The sequence below is a fragment of the Myxococcota bacterium genome, from assembly GCA_041389495.1.
GTDB lineage: Bacteria > Myxococcota_A > UBA9160 > UBA9160 > UBA4427 > JAWKRT01.
This window is the reverse complement of record JAWKRT010000002.1, coordinates 395461-410954: the sequence shown is the minus strand read 5'-3', so window position 1 is coordinate 410954 and position 15494 is coordinate 395461. Positions and strand designations below refer to the sequence as shown.

The window sequence follows — 15494 nt, the reverse complement described above, 5'->3', positions numbered from 1 at the left end:
TCCCGTGCACGAGGGCTAGAACGTGTAGGCGATGCTCGAGCCGACGCCCCAGTCGGGCGCGCCGTTCGACAGACCGATCACGCCGTAGGGCGTGAGCTTGACGTGGTCGCTCAGGCGCAGGCTCAGGAACGGCGAGAGCTCGTGCGAGTCGGGCACCGCGCCCGTCGACGCCTCGCGGAAGTCGTAGGCGACGCCGGCAGAGAGCGACTGCGAGAAGCGCACGCTCGCACCGCCCGTCGCGAGCAGGACGTCGCGGAACGCGCCGCCTCCCTTGAATCGATAGGCGCCGCCCGCGAACAGCGTCACGACGCCGAACGTCTGCGACACCTCCGCGCCGAGCGTCACGTCGGTCTCGCCCGTGCCGAGACCCTTGCTGGAGCTCGCGGTCGGGAGCTTGACCTTCGCGATCACGTCGATCGTCGGGAGCGTGCGCGAGCTCGAGTACCACGTGTACACCGCGCTCGCGATGATGTCGCCGAGCCCGACCTCGGTCCCGTTCGTTCCCCCGACGGCATCGTCCAGGAGCACGCCGTCGCTGACGAGCAGCGGGACGTAGACCCGCACCGTGACGGGCTCGTACTCGAGCTTGAGTCCCGCCTGCGCGACACCGGAGCGGCTGATCGAGGGGTCCCCGTAGTCGCCCTGCGAGTAGTCGACGCCGAGCGACACGGTCGTCTGCAGGCGCGCGTCCTCGTCGTAGCGATCGTCGCGCCACTCGTCGCGGAGCTCGTCGTCGTAGCCGCCAGCGGGCGTGGGCCCCGCGTTCGCCACTCCCGACACGAGCAGCGCCATCACACCCACCACCGCGCACTTCTTGCGATGCATCTCCCGAATCCCTTCCTCATCCGGCATCCGCCGGGCTCGATCGTTCGCGCGAGCGCAGGGGCGGCCGGCCACGCGGCCGGCCGCCACGCGCTCCGTCCTCAGCCGCGCTCGGCGCGCTCCGCGCGCTCGGGCCGCTCGGCGCGCTCCGGGCGCTCCGCGCGCTCGGGCCGCTCCGCGCGATCCGGGCGCTCGGCGCGCTCGCCGCGCTCGGCGCGGTCGCCGCGCTCCGCGCGATCGCCCCGCTCGCTGCGATCGCCGCGATCACCGCGCTCGGCGCGGTCGTCGTCGCCGCCGCGGCCGCGGCCGCGGCCGCGGTGGTGGTCGTCGCTCGCACCGGGCTGCGAGTCGTCGATGCTCCCGTCGCCGCGTCGCTTGAGCCCGTCGGGACCGACGTCGTCCGTCCCGCGGCCGCGCCGTCGACCGTTGCTGCGGTCGTCTCCGCGCGCGCCGGGCTGCGAGTCGTCGATGCTGCCATCGCCGCGTCGCTTGAGCCCGTCCGGACCGACGTCGTCCGTGCCGCGGCCGCGATCGCCCCGCTGCGAATCGTCGATCGTTCCGTCGCCGCGCCGCTTCAGGCCATCCGCGCCGATGTCGTCCGACACCTGCGCGAACGCCACACCCGTTCCTGCCACGACGAGCGCCAACGCAGCGCCCGCCACCCAACCGATTCGTCGCTTCATCTCCGATCCTCCGCGATGTCCCGTTATGGGATTCTTTCCCATCGACATCCGAGGCGGGAATCTAATGGAAAATTTTCCCATTGCAACCCCGGCCGGATGGGGTGCGCAGAGGCGTCCCCAAGTATCTGGAATCAATGAGGTTCGGTGGTTCTTGCGGCGTCGACGACAGGGCGCGGGGGCGATTCGGGCTCCGCCTGGGCATGCCAGAGGGCCCGGCCGAGGCCCGCGCAGACGGCGAGCAGCACGAGGCAGAACGGCAGCCCCGTGTTGATCGCGGCCGACTGCAGCGCGGCGAGCCCTCCCCCAAAGAGCAGCACGGCCGCGACGACGCCCTCCGCCGACGCCCAGAAGATGCGCTGCCAGACGGGCGGGTCGGGATGGCCGCCCGACGTGAGCATGTCGACGACGAAGGAGCCCGAGTCGGACGACGTCACGAAGAAGACGGTGACGACGAGGACGGCGAGCAGCGAGGAGACGCTCGTGAACGGCAGCCGTTCGAGCACGCCGTAGATGCCGATCGCGATGTCGCTCTCGACGAGCGCCGCGATCCCGCCGCCGCGCAGCTCGAGCGCGAGCGCCGTGCCGCCGAACACGCCGAACCACACGAGGCTCACGACCGTCGGCACGAGGAGCACTCCGAACACGAACTCGCGCACGGTGCGTCCGCGCGAGATGCGCGCGATGAACGTGCCGACGAACGGCGCCCACGCGATCCACCACGCCCAGTAGAAGAGCGTCCACGACTTGCGCCACGCGAGGTCGCCCGGCACCGACAAGCCCAGCGAGAAGGGAACGAGGTCCATCGCATAGCGCGCGATGCGCGCGGGGAGCTGCGCGGCCACCTCGCCCGTCGGCCCGGCGAACAACACGAACGCGAGCAGCAGCGCGGCGAGCGCGATGTTCACGTTCGAGAGCCGGCGGATGCCCTTGTCGAGCCCGAGCACGAGCGACGTCGTCGCGCACGCCGTGATGAATGCGATCAGCGCGATCTGGACGCCGACCGTCTGCGGGATGCCGAACAGGCGCGCGAGGCCCGCGTTCACCTGCATCGCGCCGAGTCCGAGCGACGTGGCCAGGCCGAACAGCGTCCCGAACACCGCGAGCACGTCGACGGCGTGACCGATGCCGCCGTGGATGCGATCTCCGATCAGCGGCGCGAGCGTCGAGCGCACCGAGAGAGGGAGCCCCTCGCGATGGCCGAACCACGCGATCGCGAGGCCCATCACCGCGTACACGCCCCACGCGTGCAGGCCCCAGTGGAAGAACGCGATCTCGATCGCGCGTTCGGCGGCGGCGCGGCCGCCGAGCGCGGCGTCGGGCGGATTCGCGTAGTGGAGGACGGGCTCGGCGACCCCGAAGAACATGATGCCGATGCCCATGCCGGCGCTGAACAGCATCGCGAACCACGAGGCGAGCCCGAACTCCGCGGGCGCGTCGTCGCGCGCGAGCCGCAGCCGGCCGCGCGCGCCGAGCCCCGCCCACACGGCGAACACGAGGAACACGGCCGTCCCGAACGTGAAGAGCCAGCCGAAGCGTCCGACGATCGCGTCCTGGAGCGCGAAGAACCAGCGCTGCGCGAGTGCGGGGGCGGCGATGCCGAACGCGCAGAGCGCCGCCACGACGACGGCGGCGGGCGCGAAGACGTACGGCTCGATCGTCCCTTCGCGCGCGCGCGCCGGCGGCGGCACGCGTCAGCGCCCGCGACCGCCCGACGGCCGCCCCGCGTCCGCAGCGGCCGGCGCGGCGACGAAGTGGAAGATGCCCCACGTCAGGTAGCCGCGATCGGCCGCGTCGACCCAGCTCTGCAGCCCCGCGAGCATGCGCGTCACGTAGCCCTCGCCCGAGCGCTCGACCATCTCGTCGCGGCGCGCCTCGAGCTCGCGCCGCACGCTCGCGTAGTGCGCGCGAAGCTGCTCGGGCATCGCGCGGAACGCGACCTCCTCGAAGCCCAGGTTCGCGAGCGTCTTGCGGTAGAAGCCGGGCGACGCGAGCGAGTCGAGATGGATGCGGTCGAGCACGGGCTGCAGCACGTCGGGCGGACAGTCGTCCGTCTGCATCGGGTCGGTGAACACGAAGCGGCCGCCCGGCACGAGCACGCGCGCCACCTCGGCGAGCACGCGCTCGCGCGCGCCGCTGTGCAGGATCGCGTCCTGCGACCAGACGACGTCGTAGCTCGCGTCCACCTCGGGAACGGATTCGAAGCTCGCGTGCACGACGCGCACGCGATCGGCGAGGCCCGCCTCCGCGGTCCGCGAGCGGTTGCGGGCGTTCTGCACGTCGCTCAGGTTGAGGCAGTCGACGCGGCACCCGAAGCGCCGCGCGAGCGCGCGGCCCGCACCGCCGTAGCCCGCGCCGAGGTCGAGCACGCGCGCGTCGGCGCCGAGCGCACCGAGCTCGTCGCCCATGCGCTCGACCGTGCGCGCGCTCGCCGCCGCGACGGCCTCGCCGTCGCGCTCGTACACACCGATGTGGATGTCCTCGCCGCCCCAGATGTGCGCGTAGAACGCGTCGGCCTCCGCGCTGTCGTAGTAGGCCTCGGTCGTCGCGGCGACGTCCGCCGCGCGCTCACTCATCGACGTCGTCCATGTGCTTCTCCGCGACGTGCACGAAGAAGTCCGGGTCCGCCTCCTGGTAGGTCTCCTGGAAGTCGCCGTACGTCTTGACCGACGCGAAGCCCGCCTCCCGCAGCAGACGGCGCGTGTAGTTCTTGCGGAGCGGGAACATGTTGAGCCGGTACTCGGAGCCGTCGGGGAAGGTGTACCGGAAGCGCGCGAGCCCCTCGTCCATGTGCTCGGGCTCGGCCACGACCTCGTCGCCGCAGTAGTAGTACTTGTGCTGGCTGTCGAAGCCGTGGTCGAGGATCGAGTCGTAGTTGCGCTGGTCGAGGATGAGCACGCCGTCGTGCTTGAGCGCCGCGTAGAACTCGGCGAGCGCGCGGCGGCGGTCCTGCTCGTCGAAGAGGTGCGTGAACGAGTTGCCCAGACAGATGATGGCGTCGTACTTGCCGTGCACCTCGCGGTTGAGCCAGCGCCAGTCCGCGTGGATCGTCTTCAGGATGAAGTGGCGCTCCTTCGCATTGTCGAAGGCCTTCGCGAGCATCGCGGCGTTGCCGTCGACGCTCGTCACCTCGAAGCCCGCGTTCAGCAGCTGGATCGAGTGGAAGCCGGTTCCCGTCGCGACGTCGAGCACCTTCGTCTTGCCGCGGGCCTTCAGCAGCTGGATGAAGAACCCGCCTTCGCTGTCGGCGCGCGCGTCCCAGTCGATCAGCTCGTCCCACTTCTCGACGAAGCTCTGGATGTACTCGGCGTGGTAGTGGTCGGTGTCGCGGACGGCGACGGGGTCGCGCCCGAAGTCCTGGGCGCGGGCGCGCAGGGCGCGTGCGGCGTGTTGCCTCTGAAGCTGCGGGGAACCGTTGGCCATGGGCATCCTTCCCGGCGCACTGGCGCCGTGTGCTCGAGCCTCGATTGGCGAGCGGAGCCCTGAGACTAGAGGACGAATACATCGTTCTCAATACATCTTTGGCGACGGCCCTCTGAGCGACCGCTCACCAAATATTTGATATTTCGAAATTATTGGACACGGCTTCGAAGAGATGGCGCTCATCGAGTCATTGACGTCGATACGTGTGGCCGCCACCGGACACCGCGGCCCCCACGACGCCCGGAGGCGTTCGGGCCGCGCGCTCAGAGCCCCTCGTCGTCCGCGGGCGGCCCGACGTGCCCGGTCTCCAGGATGGGAGCCGCCTCGAGATCCTCGGCGTCCATCATCGCCGCGATCCGCTCGAGCGCGGCGAGCAGCCAGTGCTGCTCCCACGGAGCCAGCCGCTCGAGCTCGGCGCGGAAGCGATCCTGGAGGAGCGACGGCGCGCTCCCGAGCACCTCGCGGCCGCGCTCGGTCACGCTGACGACGACCGTGCGGCGGTCGTCGGCCGAGCGCTCGCGCGCGACGAGCCCCTGGCGCTCGAGACGGCTCACGATGCCGGAGACGGTCGGCTGGCTCAGGTGCACGGCGCGCGCGAGCGCGCTCGTGGACGGCGCGCGCATGCGGTGCGCCTCGCGCAGCGTCGCGAGCTGCGGCCCCGTCAGCGCGTGGCTGTCGAGCAGGCGCTTCGACTGGAGATCGATCGCGCGGATCACGCGGCGGATGGACGCGACGATCTGGTCCTCGACGTCGCGCGAGCTCGCCATGCGCGTGCACCCCTCGCTGCATCCCGCCGTTCCACGACCCCACCGCGAGACGCGGCGAGGCTATCATGCGCCGCCCGCCCGGGACGGGGCGGCCAGCGACGAGAAAGGGAACGATCCATGGGCATCCTCGACCTCTTCCGACTCGACGGCCAGGTGGCCATCGTCACGGGCGCCGGACGCGGCATCGGCGCCGGCATCGCCAGGGCCTTCGCGGAGGCGGGCGCGGACGTCGCGGTCGCCGCGCGCACGCAGGCGCAGATCGACGAGACGAAGGCGGCGGTCGAGGCGCTCGGCCGCCGCGCGATCGCCGTTCCGTGCGACGTCACCGAGCACGCGCAGCTCGAGAACCTCGTCGATCGCACGCTCGACGCGTTCGGCCGCATCGACATCGTCGTCAACAACGCCGGCGGCTGGCCGCCCAAGCCGGCCCGCGCGATCAGCGTCAAGGAGTTCGACCGCTGCATGAGCTTCAACGTGAGCTCGGCGTTCGCGCTCACGCAGCTCGCGGTGCCGAAGATCGTCGAGACGGCGGGCCGCGGCTGCGTCATCAACATCTCGTCCGCCGCCGGGCGCCAGTTCTCGCCCGGGTTCGCGGCCTACGGCACCGCGAAGGCCACGCTGTCGTTCCTGACGCAGGAGCTCGCGCAGGACTACGCGCCGAAGATCCGCGTCAACGCGATCGCCGTCGGCTCGACGCGCACCGACGCGCTCGCCGGCGTGCTGACTCCCGAGATGGAGAAGATCATGGTCGACATGACGCCGCTCGGGCGCCTCGGCGAGGTCGAGGACATCGCCGCGTGCGCGCTCTACCTCGCGTCGCCCGCGGGCTCCTACGTGACGGGCGAGGTCTGCGGCGTCGCCGGCGGCATCGTCTCGTCGAACCTCCCCATCCCGCGAAGCTACGCCTAGCGAGCCGCCCGGGTGTCGTCGGAGACCGCGCGCGCCCGCCGCTCGCTGATCGTCCTCGCCCTCGTGACGGTCGCCGCGATCGGTGTGCTGCGGGGTTTCGGGCGCGCGACCCGACCGGCCTCGCCCGCCCCAGCGGACGAGACGGCGCCGACGGTCGTCGCCGAGGAGCTCGTGACGCAGGGCGTGCCGGCGACCGGGAGTGCCGACCCTCCCGCACCGGCCGACGCGAGCGCGGGTGACGCTTTCGAGCCCGAGGCCTTCGCGTGGGCGCAGGTCGACCTCGACGCCGTGCGCGACGAGATGCCGGACAACCTGTTCTGGACCCTGTCTGCGCCGACGACCGACGCGCGCGTGCTCCGCGACCGCGAGGAGACGCGCGCCGAGTGGAACCGGCGCTTCGGCCGCGTGCAGGCCAACCTCGCCGACGAGGCCGAGGTACGCGACTACTTCGCTTTGCGTCAGCGCATCTCGGCCGATGCCGTCGAGTTCTCGTCCCACCTGCTCGATCGCTACCGCGACGTGCTGCCCGAGCGCGACGTCGGGCTCCTCGAGCTCGCGCGCACGCTCCATCTCGCGCGCCTCGAGGAGATGCCGGCGCGGCTCTCCGAGGCGCTCGAGCGCCGCCGCCTCCACGAGGAGGAGCGGCTCCGCTGGCTCGAAGAGGAACGCGCGTTCCGCGAGGGCGAGGGCGCCGGCGAGCCCGGCGACGCGCCTCGCTAGGCGGCCGCCGCGCCGCGCGGACGTGACTGCGAGTCGCTCGTTTTCGCGGCCCGATCGCGCGGATTCGTGATAGGGAAACGCTGTGCAGCGACGCACCCGCGCCGCCGCGCCACGACCGCGAATCCACAAAGGGGGAAGGCGAGATGAACGATCGCGTGCACGACCGCCCGATGCTCCGCGCTCTCTTCGTCATGCTGCTCGCGTGCGGCATGCCCCTCGCAGCCAGCTCGATCGGCATCGAGGACATCGTCGACGGCGGGAACGACTACGCGTGGGAGCGCGTCGAGCTCCCGGGCACCGTCTGCGGCAACGGCTCCCAGTACAAGTTCTGGGTCTACGACTCGCCCAGCTCGAACAACCTCGTCGTCATGTTCGAAGGCGGCGGCGCGTGCTGGGACTACGAGACCTGCAGCGGCCAGGCGGGCGTCCTCGGCGCCGCCAACCCGAACGGTCTCGCGGACGACTACATCACGCAGTTCAAGGCCGAGTACGTGTCGCCCATCGTGAACGGCGCGGACCCCGGCATCCCGCTGCGCCCGAAGAACCCGATCGTCACGAACGGATGGGACGTCGTGTACATGCCGTACTGCACGGGCGACGTGCACGTCGGCAACAACGTCGCGACCTACGTCGACCCGACCGGCCAGAACCCGCCGATCACGTGGCGCCACGCGGGCTTCCACAACACGCGCGCGGCGATGCAGTACCTCGGGAACCGCTTCCCGAACGTGAACAAGATGCTCGTGACGGGCTTCAGCGCGGGCGGCGTCGCCTCGACGGCGGCCTACAACGAGGCGCGGCGCGAGATCCAACCGGCGCTCGGCCTCATGCTCAACGACTCGGGCCCGATCTTCCCGGCGCCGAACTCGTCCTACTACTCGTACTCGCTGCACCAGACGATCGAGGCCGCGTGGGATCTCACGACGCTCTACGCCGAGCTTCCCGCGTCGTTCGACCCGAACGACTTCGGCAGCATCACCGACATGCTGGCGACGGAGTTCCCGAACGACCGGCTGGCCTACACGGGCTACTCGAGCGACTACAACTTCTCGCGGTTCTCCTACGAGCGGTTCTTCCCGAACCAGACGCAGGCGCAGATCCTCGCCAAGTGGCGGACGGACCAGACGCGCCTCATCAACGAGATGAAGTCGCATCCGAACTTCAGCTATCACATCCCGTGGCATCGCCCGATCAACGACAGCCACTGCTCGTCGATCATCACGTTCATCGGGAGCCACGCGTGCCCGAGCATCCGCAAGAAGAAGTGGTACGAGGCCTGGCAGTGGCCGTGGACGCAGTCGTGGAAGTGCCCGGGCACGTTCACGCCGCTCGAGACGTTCCTGCAGGCCTGGGTGAACAACGGCCAGGTGCTGCGCCTCGTCGAGCCCTCGAACAACTACAACAACGAAGATCCGGGGATGCAGATCGTGGCGCCCCTGATCAACGACGCGATCAGCGGCAGCTGAGCGCGCGACCGGAGCATCCGGCCGGGGGCCCCGTCGGGCCCCCGGCCGCTTCGCGCCGCGCCGCGCGCGGCGCCTTCGCGGCGTGCGCGGTCGTCTTCGCGACCGCGGTCGCGATCGCCGCGGCCCCCCGCACGGGCGCCGCGGCCGACGGGGCGGGCATGGCGCCCGGGAAGCCGACGCCGACCAACCGCGTGATGGGCACCGGCGAGCCGCGCCTGCCCGAGCCGTTCACGCTCGAGCAGCGCTTCCTCCACGCGGTGCGGACGGCCGACCGCGCGAGCGTCGAGCGCGCGCTCGAGCTCGGCGTCGACCCGAACGCGAAGGACGACCTCGGGCGCAACGCCTTCCTGCTCGCCGTGCGCGACGCGCGCTCGCTCGAGCTCGCGAAGCTCCTTCGCGCGCGCGGCGCCGCCGTCGACGTGCCCGACGCCGAGGGCCGCACCGCGTTCTCGCACGCGGCGGCGCGCGCCGACCTCGCGCTCGTCGAGTATCTGGCCGCGCAGGGCGCCGCGCTCGACGCGCCGGATGCGCAGGGCCGCACGCCGCTCTTCCACGCGGTCGCTGCGAATCGCGTCGAGACCGCGCGCTTCCTGATCGAGCGCGGCGCCGACGTCGACGTGCGCGATCGCTTCCAGGACACGCCGCTCATGATCGCCTGCGCGAAGGGCCACGGCCCGATCGCGGAGCTCCTCGTCGCGAGCGGCGCCGACCGCGCGCTCCGCGACCAGGAAGGACGCACGGCCGCCGATCGCGCGGCGCCGGGAACGCCCGGGTGCGCCGCACCGCCGACCTCGGGCCCCGACCCCGCTCCGTGACGCGCGCGCCCGCCGCGCGGCTCGTCGCGGCCGCGGCGGGCGGCGCGCTCTACGCGGCCGGCTACGTCGGCGACGACGCGTGGCCTCTCCTCGCCGCCTTCCTCGTCCCGCTCTGGCTCGCGCTCGACGCGCGCGGCCCCGGCGCGAGCGCCGGCGGAGCGGCCGCGCTCGGCTTCGCGTTCGGCCTCGTCGCGCATTCGCTCGGGTTCACCTGGCTGATGCGGCTCGTCGACGTCTTCCTCGCGCAGCAGCGCGCGCTCGGCGCCGTGCTCTGGCTCGCGCACGGCGCGTTCTTCGCGACGGGCTTCGCCGCCTACGCACTGCTCTACGACCGCCTCCGCGCGCGCGGCGCCGGCCGGGTGCTCGCGGGCGCGGCACCGCTCGTCGCGGTCGAGTGGCTGTGGCCGCAGGTGTTCCCGGTCCACGCGGGTGCAGCGCTCGTCGGCGCGCCCGTGCTCGCGCAGACCGCCGACCTCGGCGGGCCGCTCCTGCTCACGGCGCTCGTCGCGTCGGCGAACGCGGGCCTCGCCGCGCTCGTCGACGCCGCGCGAGCGCGCCGCGCCCCGCGCGCGCGGCGCGCTCGCCGCCGCGGCGATCGCCGCGGTCGTGCTCGCCTACGGCGTCGCGCGCGAGCGCGCGTTCGGCGCCGACGCGGGCGCGGCCGGCGAGCCCGTGCTCCGCGTCGGCGTCGTGCAGGCCGACCTCGGACTGCTCGAGAAGCGCGACGCGGGGCTCGCCGGCCAGCGCGCGCACGTCGCGATGACGCGGGAGCTCCTCGCGGACGGGCCGCTCGACCTCGTCGTGTGGCCCGAGACGGCGATCGCGCGCGCGCTTCGCCGCCCGCTCCCGCTCGACGGACAGCTCGTGCGCGGCGACCTCGACGTGGCGCTGCTGTTCGGCGGCACGTCCGTGTTCGAGGAAGGCGGCCGCCGCGCGCGCGCGAACTCGGCCTTCCTCGTCGGCGCCGACGGCGCGATCCGCGACGCGTACGACAAGAACCTCTTGATCCCGATCGCCGAATGGCTTCCCTTCGAGGACGCGTGGCCCGCGCTGCGCGCGTCGCTCCCGCACGCCCAGCGCTTCCGCGCCTCGCGCGAGACGCCGGCGCTGCGGCTCGGCGACGCGCGCATCGCGACGCCCATCTGCTACGAGGCGATCCGGCCGGCGTTCGTGCGCGCGATGGTGCGCGCATCGCGCGCGAACCTGCTCGTCACGCTCGCCAACGACGCGTGGTTCGGGGATTCGCGCGAGCCGCACCTCCACCTCGCACTCGCGCGGCTGCGCGCGATCGAGCACCGCCGCTGGCTCGTGCGCGCGACGAACAGCGGCGTGAGCGCGATCGTCGACCCGGCCGGGCGCGTGCGCGCGGAGACCGGAGTGCTCGAGCGCGCGACGCTGCGCGGCCGCGTCGGGCTGCGCGACGACGCGACGCTCTACGCGCGCGCGGGCGACTGGACGGGCGCGGCCGCCGTCGCGGCCGTCGCGGCGGCGCTCCTCGTCGCGACCGGCGGGCCGAAGCCGACCGCGTAGCCGATGCCGCGCCCGCGGCGCGTTCCGCCGCGGAGCTGCGCGCGCGCTGCCGCTCCTCGTCGCGTGCACGTCCGTCACACCGCGCTCGTCGCGCGGCGGCGCGGCCGCGAGAAGCGCGCGCCGCGCGCCGATTCGCGCGAGATCGGCGTGGTACGATCGGGCGCATGCAAGCGACCGGCGGCCTCCACACCGGGCTCCAGGACGTGTTCCGCACCGGCTACATCCTCGGGCCGCGCGCCGACGCGATCTGGTTCCTCGGGCTCCCGTTCCTCGCGATCGCCGCCGCGCTCGCCGCCGACAGCTGGCTTCCCTTCGCCGCGCTCGCCGCGATCAACGTCTGGGTCACCGTCCCCCATCACTATGCGACGTGGGTGCGGACGTACGCCTACCGCCCCGACCTCGAGCGCTACCGCACGCGGCTCGTCGTCGCTCCGCTCGTCCTGCTCGGCGTCGTGTCGCTCGGGCTCTCGTTCGCGCCGCTCGCGCTCTTCTGGCTGATCCGCCTCTGGGACATCCAGCACGGGCTCATGCAGCAGCACGGCTTCGCGCGCATCTACGACTTCAAGGCGGGCACGGGAAGCGAGTCGACGCGACGCTACGACCTCGGATTCCACGCGGTCATGTACGTCAACATGATGATCGCGACGCCGCTCTACACGCAGACGTTCTGGGTGCCGGCGGTCTCGAGCCTGGGCGTCGACCTCTCGGCGTCCGACGTCGCGGTCGTGCACGCCGCGAGCTGGACGGCCGCGGGCGCGTACCTCGTGTTCTACGTCGCGCACGTCCTCCGATCGGTCGCGCGCGGCGGCCGCGTCAACCCGCTCAAGTACCTGTTCATCGGCGCGAGCTACTTCCTCTGGTACTTCACCGCGTACCAGACGAACTCGGTCCTCGTGTGGGGCGTCGCGCACCGGCTCATGCACGGCGTCCAGTACATCGTGATGGTGCACGCGTACATGCAGCGCAAGCACGACACGGACGGGATCGAGCCGGCCGCGACGTCGCGCATGTTCGACCGCGGCGGCCTCGCCTACTTCCTCGGCGCGGCCGTCTTCTACGCGGCGGCCTATCAAGTGATCGTCGGCGGCTCGCTCGCCGACTTCGGCTTCGGCTTCCTCTCGGGCGGCGAGCCGCTCGGCACGCGCCACCAGGTGCCGCTGCTCGTCGAGCTCCAGATCCTCGCGCTGCCCGAGGTCTTCCAGCTGCTCCACTTCTACGTGGACTCGTTCATCTGGAAGGTGAGCGACAAGCGGGTGCAGCAGTCCCTGTGACGCGGCTCTGGCAGGACTACAAGCTGCCGATCGTGATCGCCGCGTTCGGCGTCGTCGCCGGCGTCGCGGAGGTCGCGGTGGGCCCGATCGAGCGCATCGCGCCCGACCGCGTGCTCGAGGACGTCTACCCCGACTCCGACCGCGTGCGCGCGACCGCCGGCGTCGCGCTGGCCCGCGAGGGCCGCGTCGACGAGGCGAACGAGAAGCTCGCCGCGGCCTTCGACCGCGGCTACAAGGAATCCGAGGATCTCTACGCCGCCTACGTGGACGTCCTCGTGCGCACGCAGTCGTCGCGCGCGCGCATCGCCGAGGTGGTGGCGCGCTGGCGGCGCGACTATCCGCGCTCCGAGCGGCTCGCGTCGATGAGCGAGCGCCTGCGGCGCGCGAGCGTGCTCCCGTGAGCGGCGGGCGCGCACGCGGCGCGCGCGCTCCCGCCTAGCTTCCCTCGAGGATCGCGGCCTTCGGGTCGAGCTCGCGGATGTGGTCGCGCAGGGCGGCTGCCTCCCGGTCGAGCGCCGCGGCCGCGACGACGTCGCCGCCCTCGCCGAGCGCATCCGCGCGCAGCTCGATCTCGCGCACCTGCCGCGCGAGCTCGCGCGCCCGCTCGATCCGGCCGAGCTTCGCCAGCGTCTCGCGCGCCGCGTCGCTCGTCGCGGCGGCGACGCGCGGGAGCGCGCTCTCGCGGCGGCCCGAGAGCGCGACGTACACGTCGCGCTCCCTCCGGAGCAGGAGCTCGCGCTGCAGGCGCGTCTCGAGGAAGTTGCGGTCGTCGCGGTTGACGAGGTCGCCGCCGTCGAGCCCGCGGATCGACCCGGCCGGCGCGACGTAGTACCCGAGCAGGTCGGCGACGTCCTCGACCGACGCGCGCTCGAAGGCGAGCGCCACGGAGCGCTCGCGCATGCGTTGCGCGAGCGCGTCGACGTCGAAGCGCAGCGGGGCGTCGTAGGCCGTGAGGATGTAGTCGCCGAGCACGCGCCCCTCCCACAGGTCGGCGTGCTCGAACACCGAGGACAGCGTCCCGATGAGCGACGCCACGCTCTCGGGCGACGCGCCGAAGCCCTGGATCCAGATGCTCGCGACGCCGCCCGGCGCGAGGTGCGACCTCAGCTGCTCGAAGTACTCGCGCGTGAAGAGCGCCGACGCGCCCGCCATCCACGGGTTGCCGGGCTGCGACACGATCACGTCGTAGGTGCGATCGGTCATCGCCATGTGCACGCGCCCGTCGCCGATGCGCAGCCGCAGGCGCGGGTCGCGGAGCACCGGGCGATCGATCTCGAAGAAGCGCCCCGCGGCCTCGACGACGCCGGGCGAGATCTCGACGCAGTCGACCGTGCGCGCCGCGTCGTAGCGGAGCGTCGCGCCGAGCGTCTCCGAGCTCCCGAGCCCGACGACGAGCACGCGCTCGGGGTCCGGGTGCAGGAGCATCGGGAGCAGGCCGAGCAGGCTCTGCGTCGGGTCGCGCGAGACCGCGTCGAGCTTCCCGCCGACGTAGAGGTACCGCCGGCGCCGATCGTCGAGGACGGTGACCGTGGTGGCGACGTCCTCGCGGTAGTAGACGATGTCGGCCTTGTAGGAGAGCACGCGACGCACTTCGGCCGCGGTCAGGTTCTCGCCGTCGGCGTAGAGGTTCGCATTGAGATAGGGCGCGCTCGTCAGCACGGTGCGGTCCCAGTCGGGCATGCCGAACGCCGCCGCCGTGAGTCCGAGCGCCGCCGCTCCGCCGAGCGCCGTGCGCGCCATCGGCGCGAGCCAGCCCGACCGCGCGAGCAGGACGGCGCCCACCCACGCGTTGACCGCGACGGCGACCGCGATCGTCTCCTGCATGCCGATCGTCGGCACGAGCGCGAAGCCCGCGACGAAGGCGCCCGCGATCGTCCCGACCGTGTTGCTCGCATAGCAACGTCCGACCGCGGCTCCCACGTCGTCGGTGCCGCCCGCGGCGACCGCGCGCGCCGCGAGCGGCAGCATCCCGCCCATCAGGAACGTCGGCGCGAACACGACCGCGAAGACGGCCGCGAACTTCGCGAGCTGGAGCGCGACGAAGGAGTCCGAATGGCGCGCGACGAGCAGCGCGATGCGCACCGGGAGGTCGCCGAGCACCGGGATCGTCGCGAGCGCCACGACGGCGATGCCGAGCTGACAGGCGACGAGCAGCGGCGCGCCGAGCGAGGGGCGGTCGCCGAGGCGTCCGAGCACCGAGGCACCGACCGCGAGCCCGCCGATGAAGGCGCCCACGATCAGCGGGAACGAGTAGGTGACGGAGCCGATCGAGAGCGTGAGCACGCGCGTCCACGCCACCTGGTACGTCATCGCCGCGAAGCCGCTCGCCGCGAGGGCCGCGAACAGGAGCGCGGGCGGGAACGGCGAGTCGCCCGTCGCGCGCGTCGGCGCCTCGGTGCGCAGCTCGCGCGACGGCCCCGGCGCGCCGAGCACGCGCGCGCCCGCGATCGCCGCGAGGCCCGCGCTCGCGCTGAGTGCGGCGCCGGCCAGGTTCGCGCGGTGGAGCCCGAGCCACGGCACGAGCAGCAGGCCGCCGACGAGCACGCCGAGGAACCCGCCGAACGTGTTGACGCCGTAGGCGAGCCCGACGGAGGTGCCGACGCCGCCGCCGCGACGCGCCACGAAGTCGCTCACGATCGGGAGCGTCGCGCCCATCGCGACGACGGGCAGCAGCAGCACGGCCCCGCACGCCAGGAACTGGAAGAAGCTGAACGCGAGCAGCGACTGGAACCACGAGTTGTAGACGACGCGCATCGCGGGCTCGAGCGCCGCGATCAGCGTGGGAACGAGCGTCGCGTAGACGCCGATGCCGAGCTCGAGCCATCCGTAGGCCGCGAGCGGGTCGCGCAGTCGCGACGCGACGCGGCCGCCGACGAAGCTCCCGAGCGCGAGGCCGCCCATGAACACGGTGAGGATCGTGGTGAGCGCGTAGGCCGTGTTGCCCATCTGGAGGACGAGCAGCCGGTTCCAGACGGCTTCGTAGACGAGGCCCGCCGCGCCCGAGACGAAGAAGAGCAGGACGAGGACGATGCGCCCGCGCCCCGCGGCGGCGTCGACGGGCGAGGCGGCGGGCGACATGGCCGCGCATCCT

Annotated in this window: 14 protein-coding genes; 7 read left to right on the top strand and 7 right to left on the bottom strand. The window is 72.7% G+C overall.

All coding sequences use genetic code 11. From position 1 onward, the window contains the following. Window positions 1-15 precede the first annotated feature (15 nt). From R3E88_12555 to R3E88_12530, 6 genes are all read right to left on the bottom strand, one after another. Window positions 16-825 carry a hypothetical protein gene (locus R3E88_12555; GenBank protein MEZ4217305.1) on the bottom strand — a complete coding sequence of 270 codons (810 nt, stop codon included), beginning with the start codon at window positions 823-825 and terminating at the stop codon, window positions 16-18. 98 nt (window positions 826-923) lie between these two features. Continuing rightward, window positions 924-1505 (bottom strand): hypothetical protein, encoded by a 582-nt coding sequence (locus tag R3E88_12550; protein MEZ4217304.1) that lies wholly within the window; start codon window positions 1503-1505, stop codon window positions 924-926. A 131-nt stretch (window positions 1506-1636) separates the two neighbouring features. Beyond that, a complete protein-coding gene (locus R3E88_12545; GenBank protein ID MEZ4217303.1) occupies window positions 1637-3193 on the bottom strand; it encodes a BCCT family transporter in 1557 nt (518 codons plus the stop codon). A 3-nt stretch (window positions 3194-3196) separates the two neighbouring features. After that, a complete protein-coding gene (locus R3E88_12540; protein ID MEZ4217302.1) occupies window positions 3197-4078 on the bottom strand; it encodes a methyltransferase domain-containing protein in 882 nt (293 codons plus the stop codon). Then, window positions 4071-4925 carry a class I SAM-dependent methyltransferase gene (locus R3E88_12535; GenBank protein ID MEZ4217301.1) on the bottom strand — a complete coding sequence of 285 codons (855 nt, stop codon included), beginning with the start codon at window positions 4923-4925 and terminating at the stop codon, window positions 4071-4073. Before R3E88_12535 ends, R3E88_12540 begins: the two co-directional genes overlap by 8 nt. 263 nt (window positions 4926-5188) lie before the next feature. Continuing rightward, on the bottom strand, window positions 5189-5692 hold the full coding sequence (locus tag R3E88_12530) for a MarR family transcriptional regulator (GenBank protein ID MEZ4217300.1): 504 nt from the start codon (window positions 5690-5692) through the stop codon (window positions 5189-5191). A 117-nt stretch (window positions 5693-5809) separates the two neighbouring features. Here R3E88_12530 and R3E88_12525 point away from each other — a divergent pair, with 117 nt between their 5' ends. From R3E88_12525 to R3E88_12495, 7 genes are all read left to right on the top strand, one after another. After that, window positions 5810-6601: a glucose 1-dehydrogenase gene (locus R3E88_12525; GenBank protein MEZ4217299.1), complete on the top strand. Its 792-nt coding sequence runs from the start codon at window positions 5810-5812 to the stop codon at window positions 6599-6601. Between the two features lie 12 nt (window positions 6602-6613). After that, window positions 6614-7321 carry a hypothetical protein gene (locus R3E88_12520; GenBank protein ID MEZ4217298.1) on the top strand — a complete coding sequence of 236 codons (708 nt, stop codon included), beginning with the start codon at window positions 6614-6616 and terminating at the stop codon, window positions 7319-7321. Between the two features lie 143 nt (window positions 7322-7464). After that, a complete protein-coding gene (locus R3E88_12515) occupies window positions 7465-8787 on the top strand; it encodes a pectin acetylesterase-family hydrolase (protein MEZ4217297.1) in 1323 nt (440 codons plus the stop codon). Window positions 8788-8945: 158 nt separating this feature from the next. Continuing rightward, window positions 8946-9602, top strand: coding sequence for an ankyrin repeat domain-containing protein (locus R3E88_12510; GenBank protein ID MEZ4217296.1), 657 nt, complete (start codon window positions 8946-8948; stop codon window positions 9600-9602). Window positions 9603-10031: 429 nt separating this feature from the next. Then, window positions 10032-11132, top strand: coding sequence for an apolipoprotein N-acyltransferase (gene lnt, locus R3E88_12505; GenBank protein ID MEZ4217295.1), 1101 nt, complete (start codon window positions 10032-10034; stop codon window positions 11130-11132). Between the two features lie 164 nt (window positions 11133-11296). Next, entirely contained in the window at window positions 11297-12403 is a 1107-nt protein-coding gene (locus R3E88_12500; GenBank protein ID MEZ4217294.1) for a hypothetical protein, read from the top strand. Continuing rightward, on the top strand, window positions 12400-12804 hold the full coding sequence (locus tag R3E88_12495; protein ID MEZ4217293.1) for a hypothetical protein: 405 nt from the start codon (window positions 12400-12402) through the stop codon (window positions 12802-12804). The genes R3E88_12500 and R3E88_12495 overlap by 4 nt, the downstream gene beginning before the upstream one ends. 34 nt (window positions 12805-12838) lie before the next feature. On the opposite strand, the gene R3E88_12490 is transcribed toward R3E88_12495, so the two are convergent. Then, complete coding sequence (locus R3E88_12490; protein MEZ4217292.1) at window positions 12839-15481, bottom strand: fused MFS/spermidine synthase; 2643 nt, start codon at window positions 15479-15481, stop codon at window positions 12839-12841. Window positions 15482-15494: the final 13 nt, after the last annotated feature.

What these genes read in the sequence shown, in the direction of transcription:
- R3E88_12555 (MEZ4217305.1), bottom strand. Translation starts at nt 825, where the DNA reads ATGCATCGCAAGAAGTGCGCGGTGGTGGGTGTGATGGCGCTGCTCGTG.
- R3E88_12510 (MEZ4217296.1), top strand. Translation starts at nt 8,946, where the DNA reads ATGGCGCCCGGGAAGCCGACGCCGACCAACCGCGTGATGGGCACCGGC.
- R3E88_12515 (MEZ4217297.1), top strand. Translation starts at nt 7,465, where the DNA reads ATGAACGATCGCGTGCACGACCGCCCGATGCTCCGCGCTCTCTTCGTC.
- R3E88_12530 (MEZ4217300.1), bottom strand. Translation starts at nt 5,692, where the DNA reads ATGGCGAGCTCGCGCGACGTCGAGGACCAGATCGTCGCGTCCATCCGC.
- R3E88_12525 (MEZ4217299.1), top strand. Translation starts at nt 5,810, where the DNA reads ATGGGCATCCTCGACCTCTTCCGACTCGACGGCCAGGTGGCCATCGTC.
- R3E88_12540 (MEZ4217302.1), bottom strand. Translation starts at nt 4,078, where the DNA reads ATGAGTGAGCGCGCGGCGGACGTCGCCGCGACGACCGAGGCCTACTAC.
- R3E88_12535 (MEZ4217301.1), bottom strand. Translation starts at nt 4,925, where the DNA reads ATGGCCAACGGTTCCCCGCAGCTTCAGAGGCAACACGCCGCACGCGCC.
- R3E88_12490 (MEZ4217292.1), bottom strand. Translation starts at nt 15,481, where the DNA reads ATGTCGCCCGCCGCCTCGCCCGTCGACGCCGCCGCGGGGCGCGGGCGC.
- R3E88_12500 (MEZ4217294.1), top strand. Translation starts at nt 11,297, where the DNA reads ATGCAAGCGACCGGCGGCCTCCACACCGGGCTCCAGGACGTGTTCCGC.
- R3E88_12550 (MEZ4217304.1), bottom strand. Translation starts at nt 1,505, where the DNA reads ATGAAGCGACGAATCGGTTGGGTGGCGGGCGCTGCGTTGGCGCTCGTC.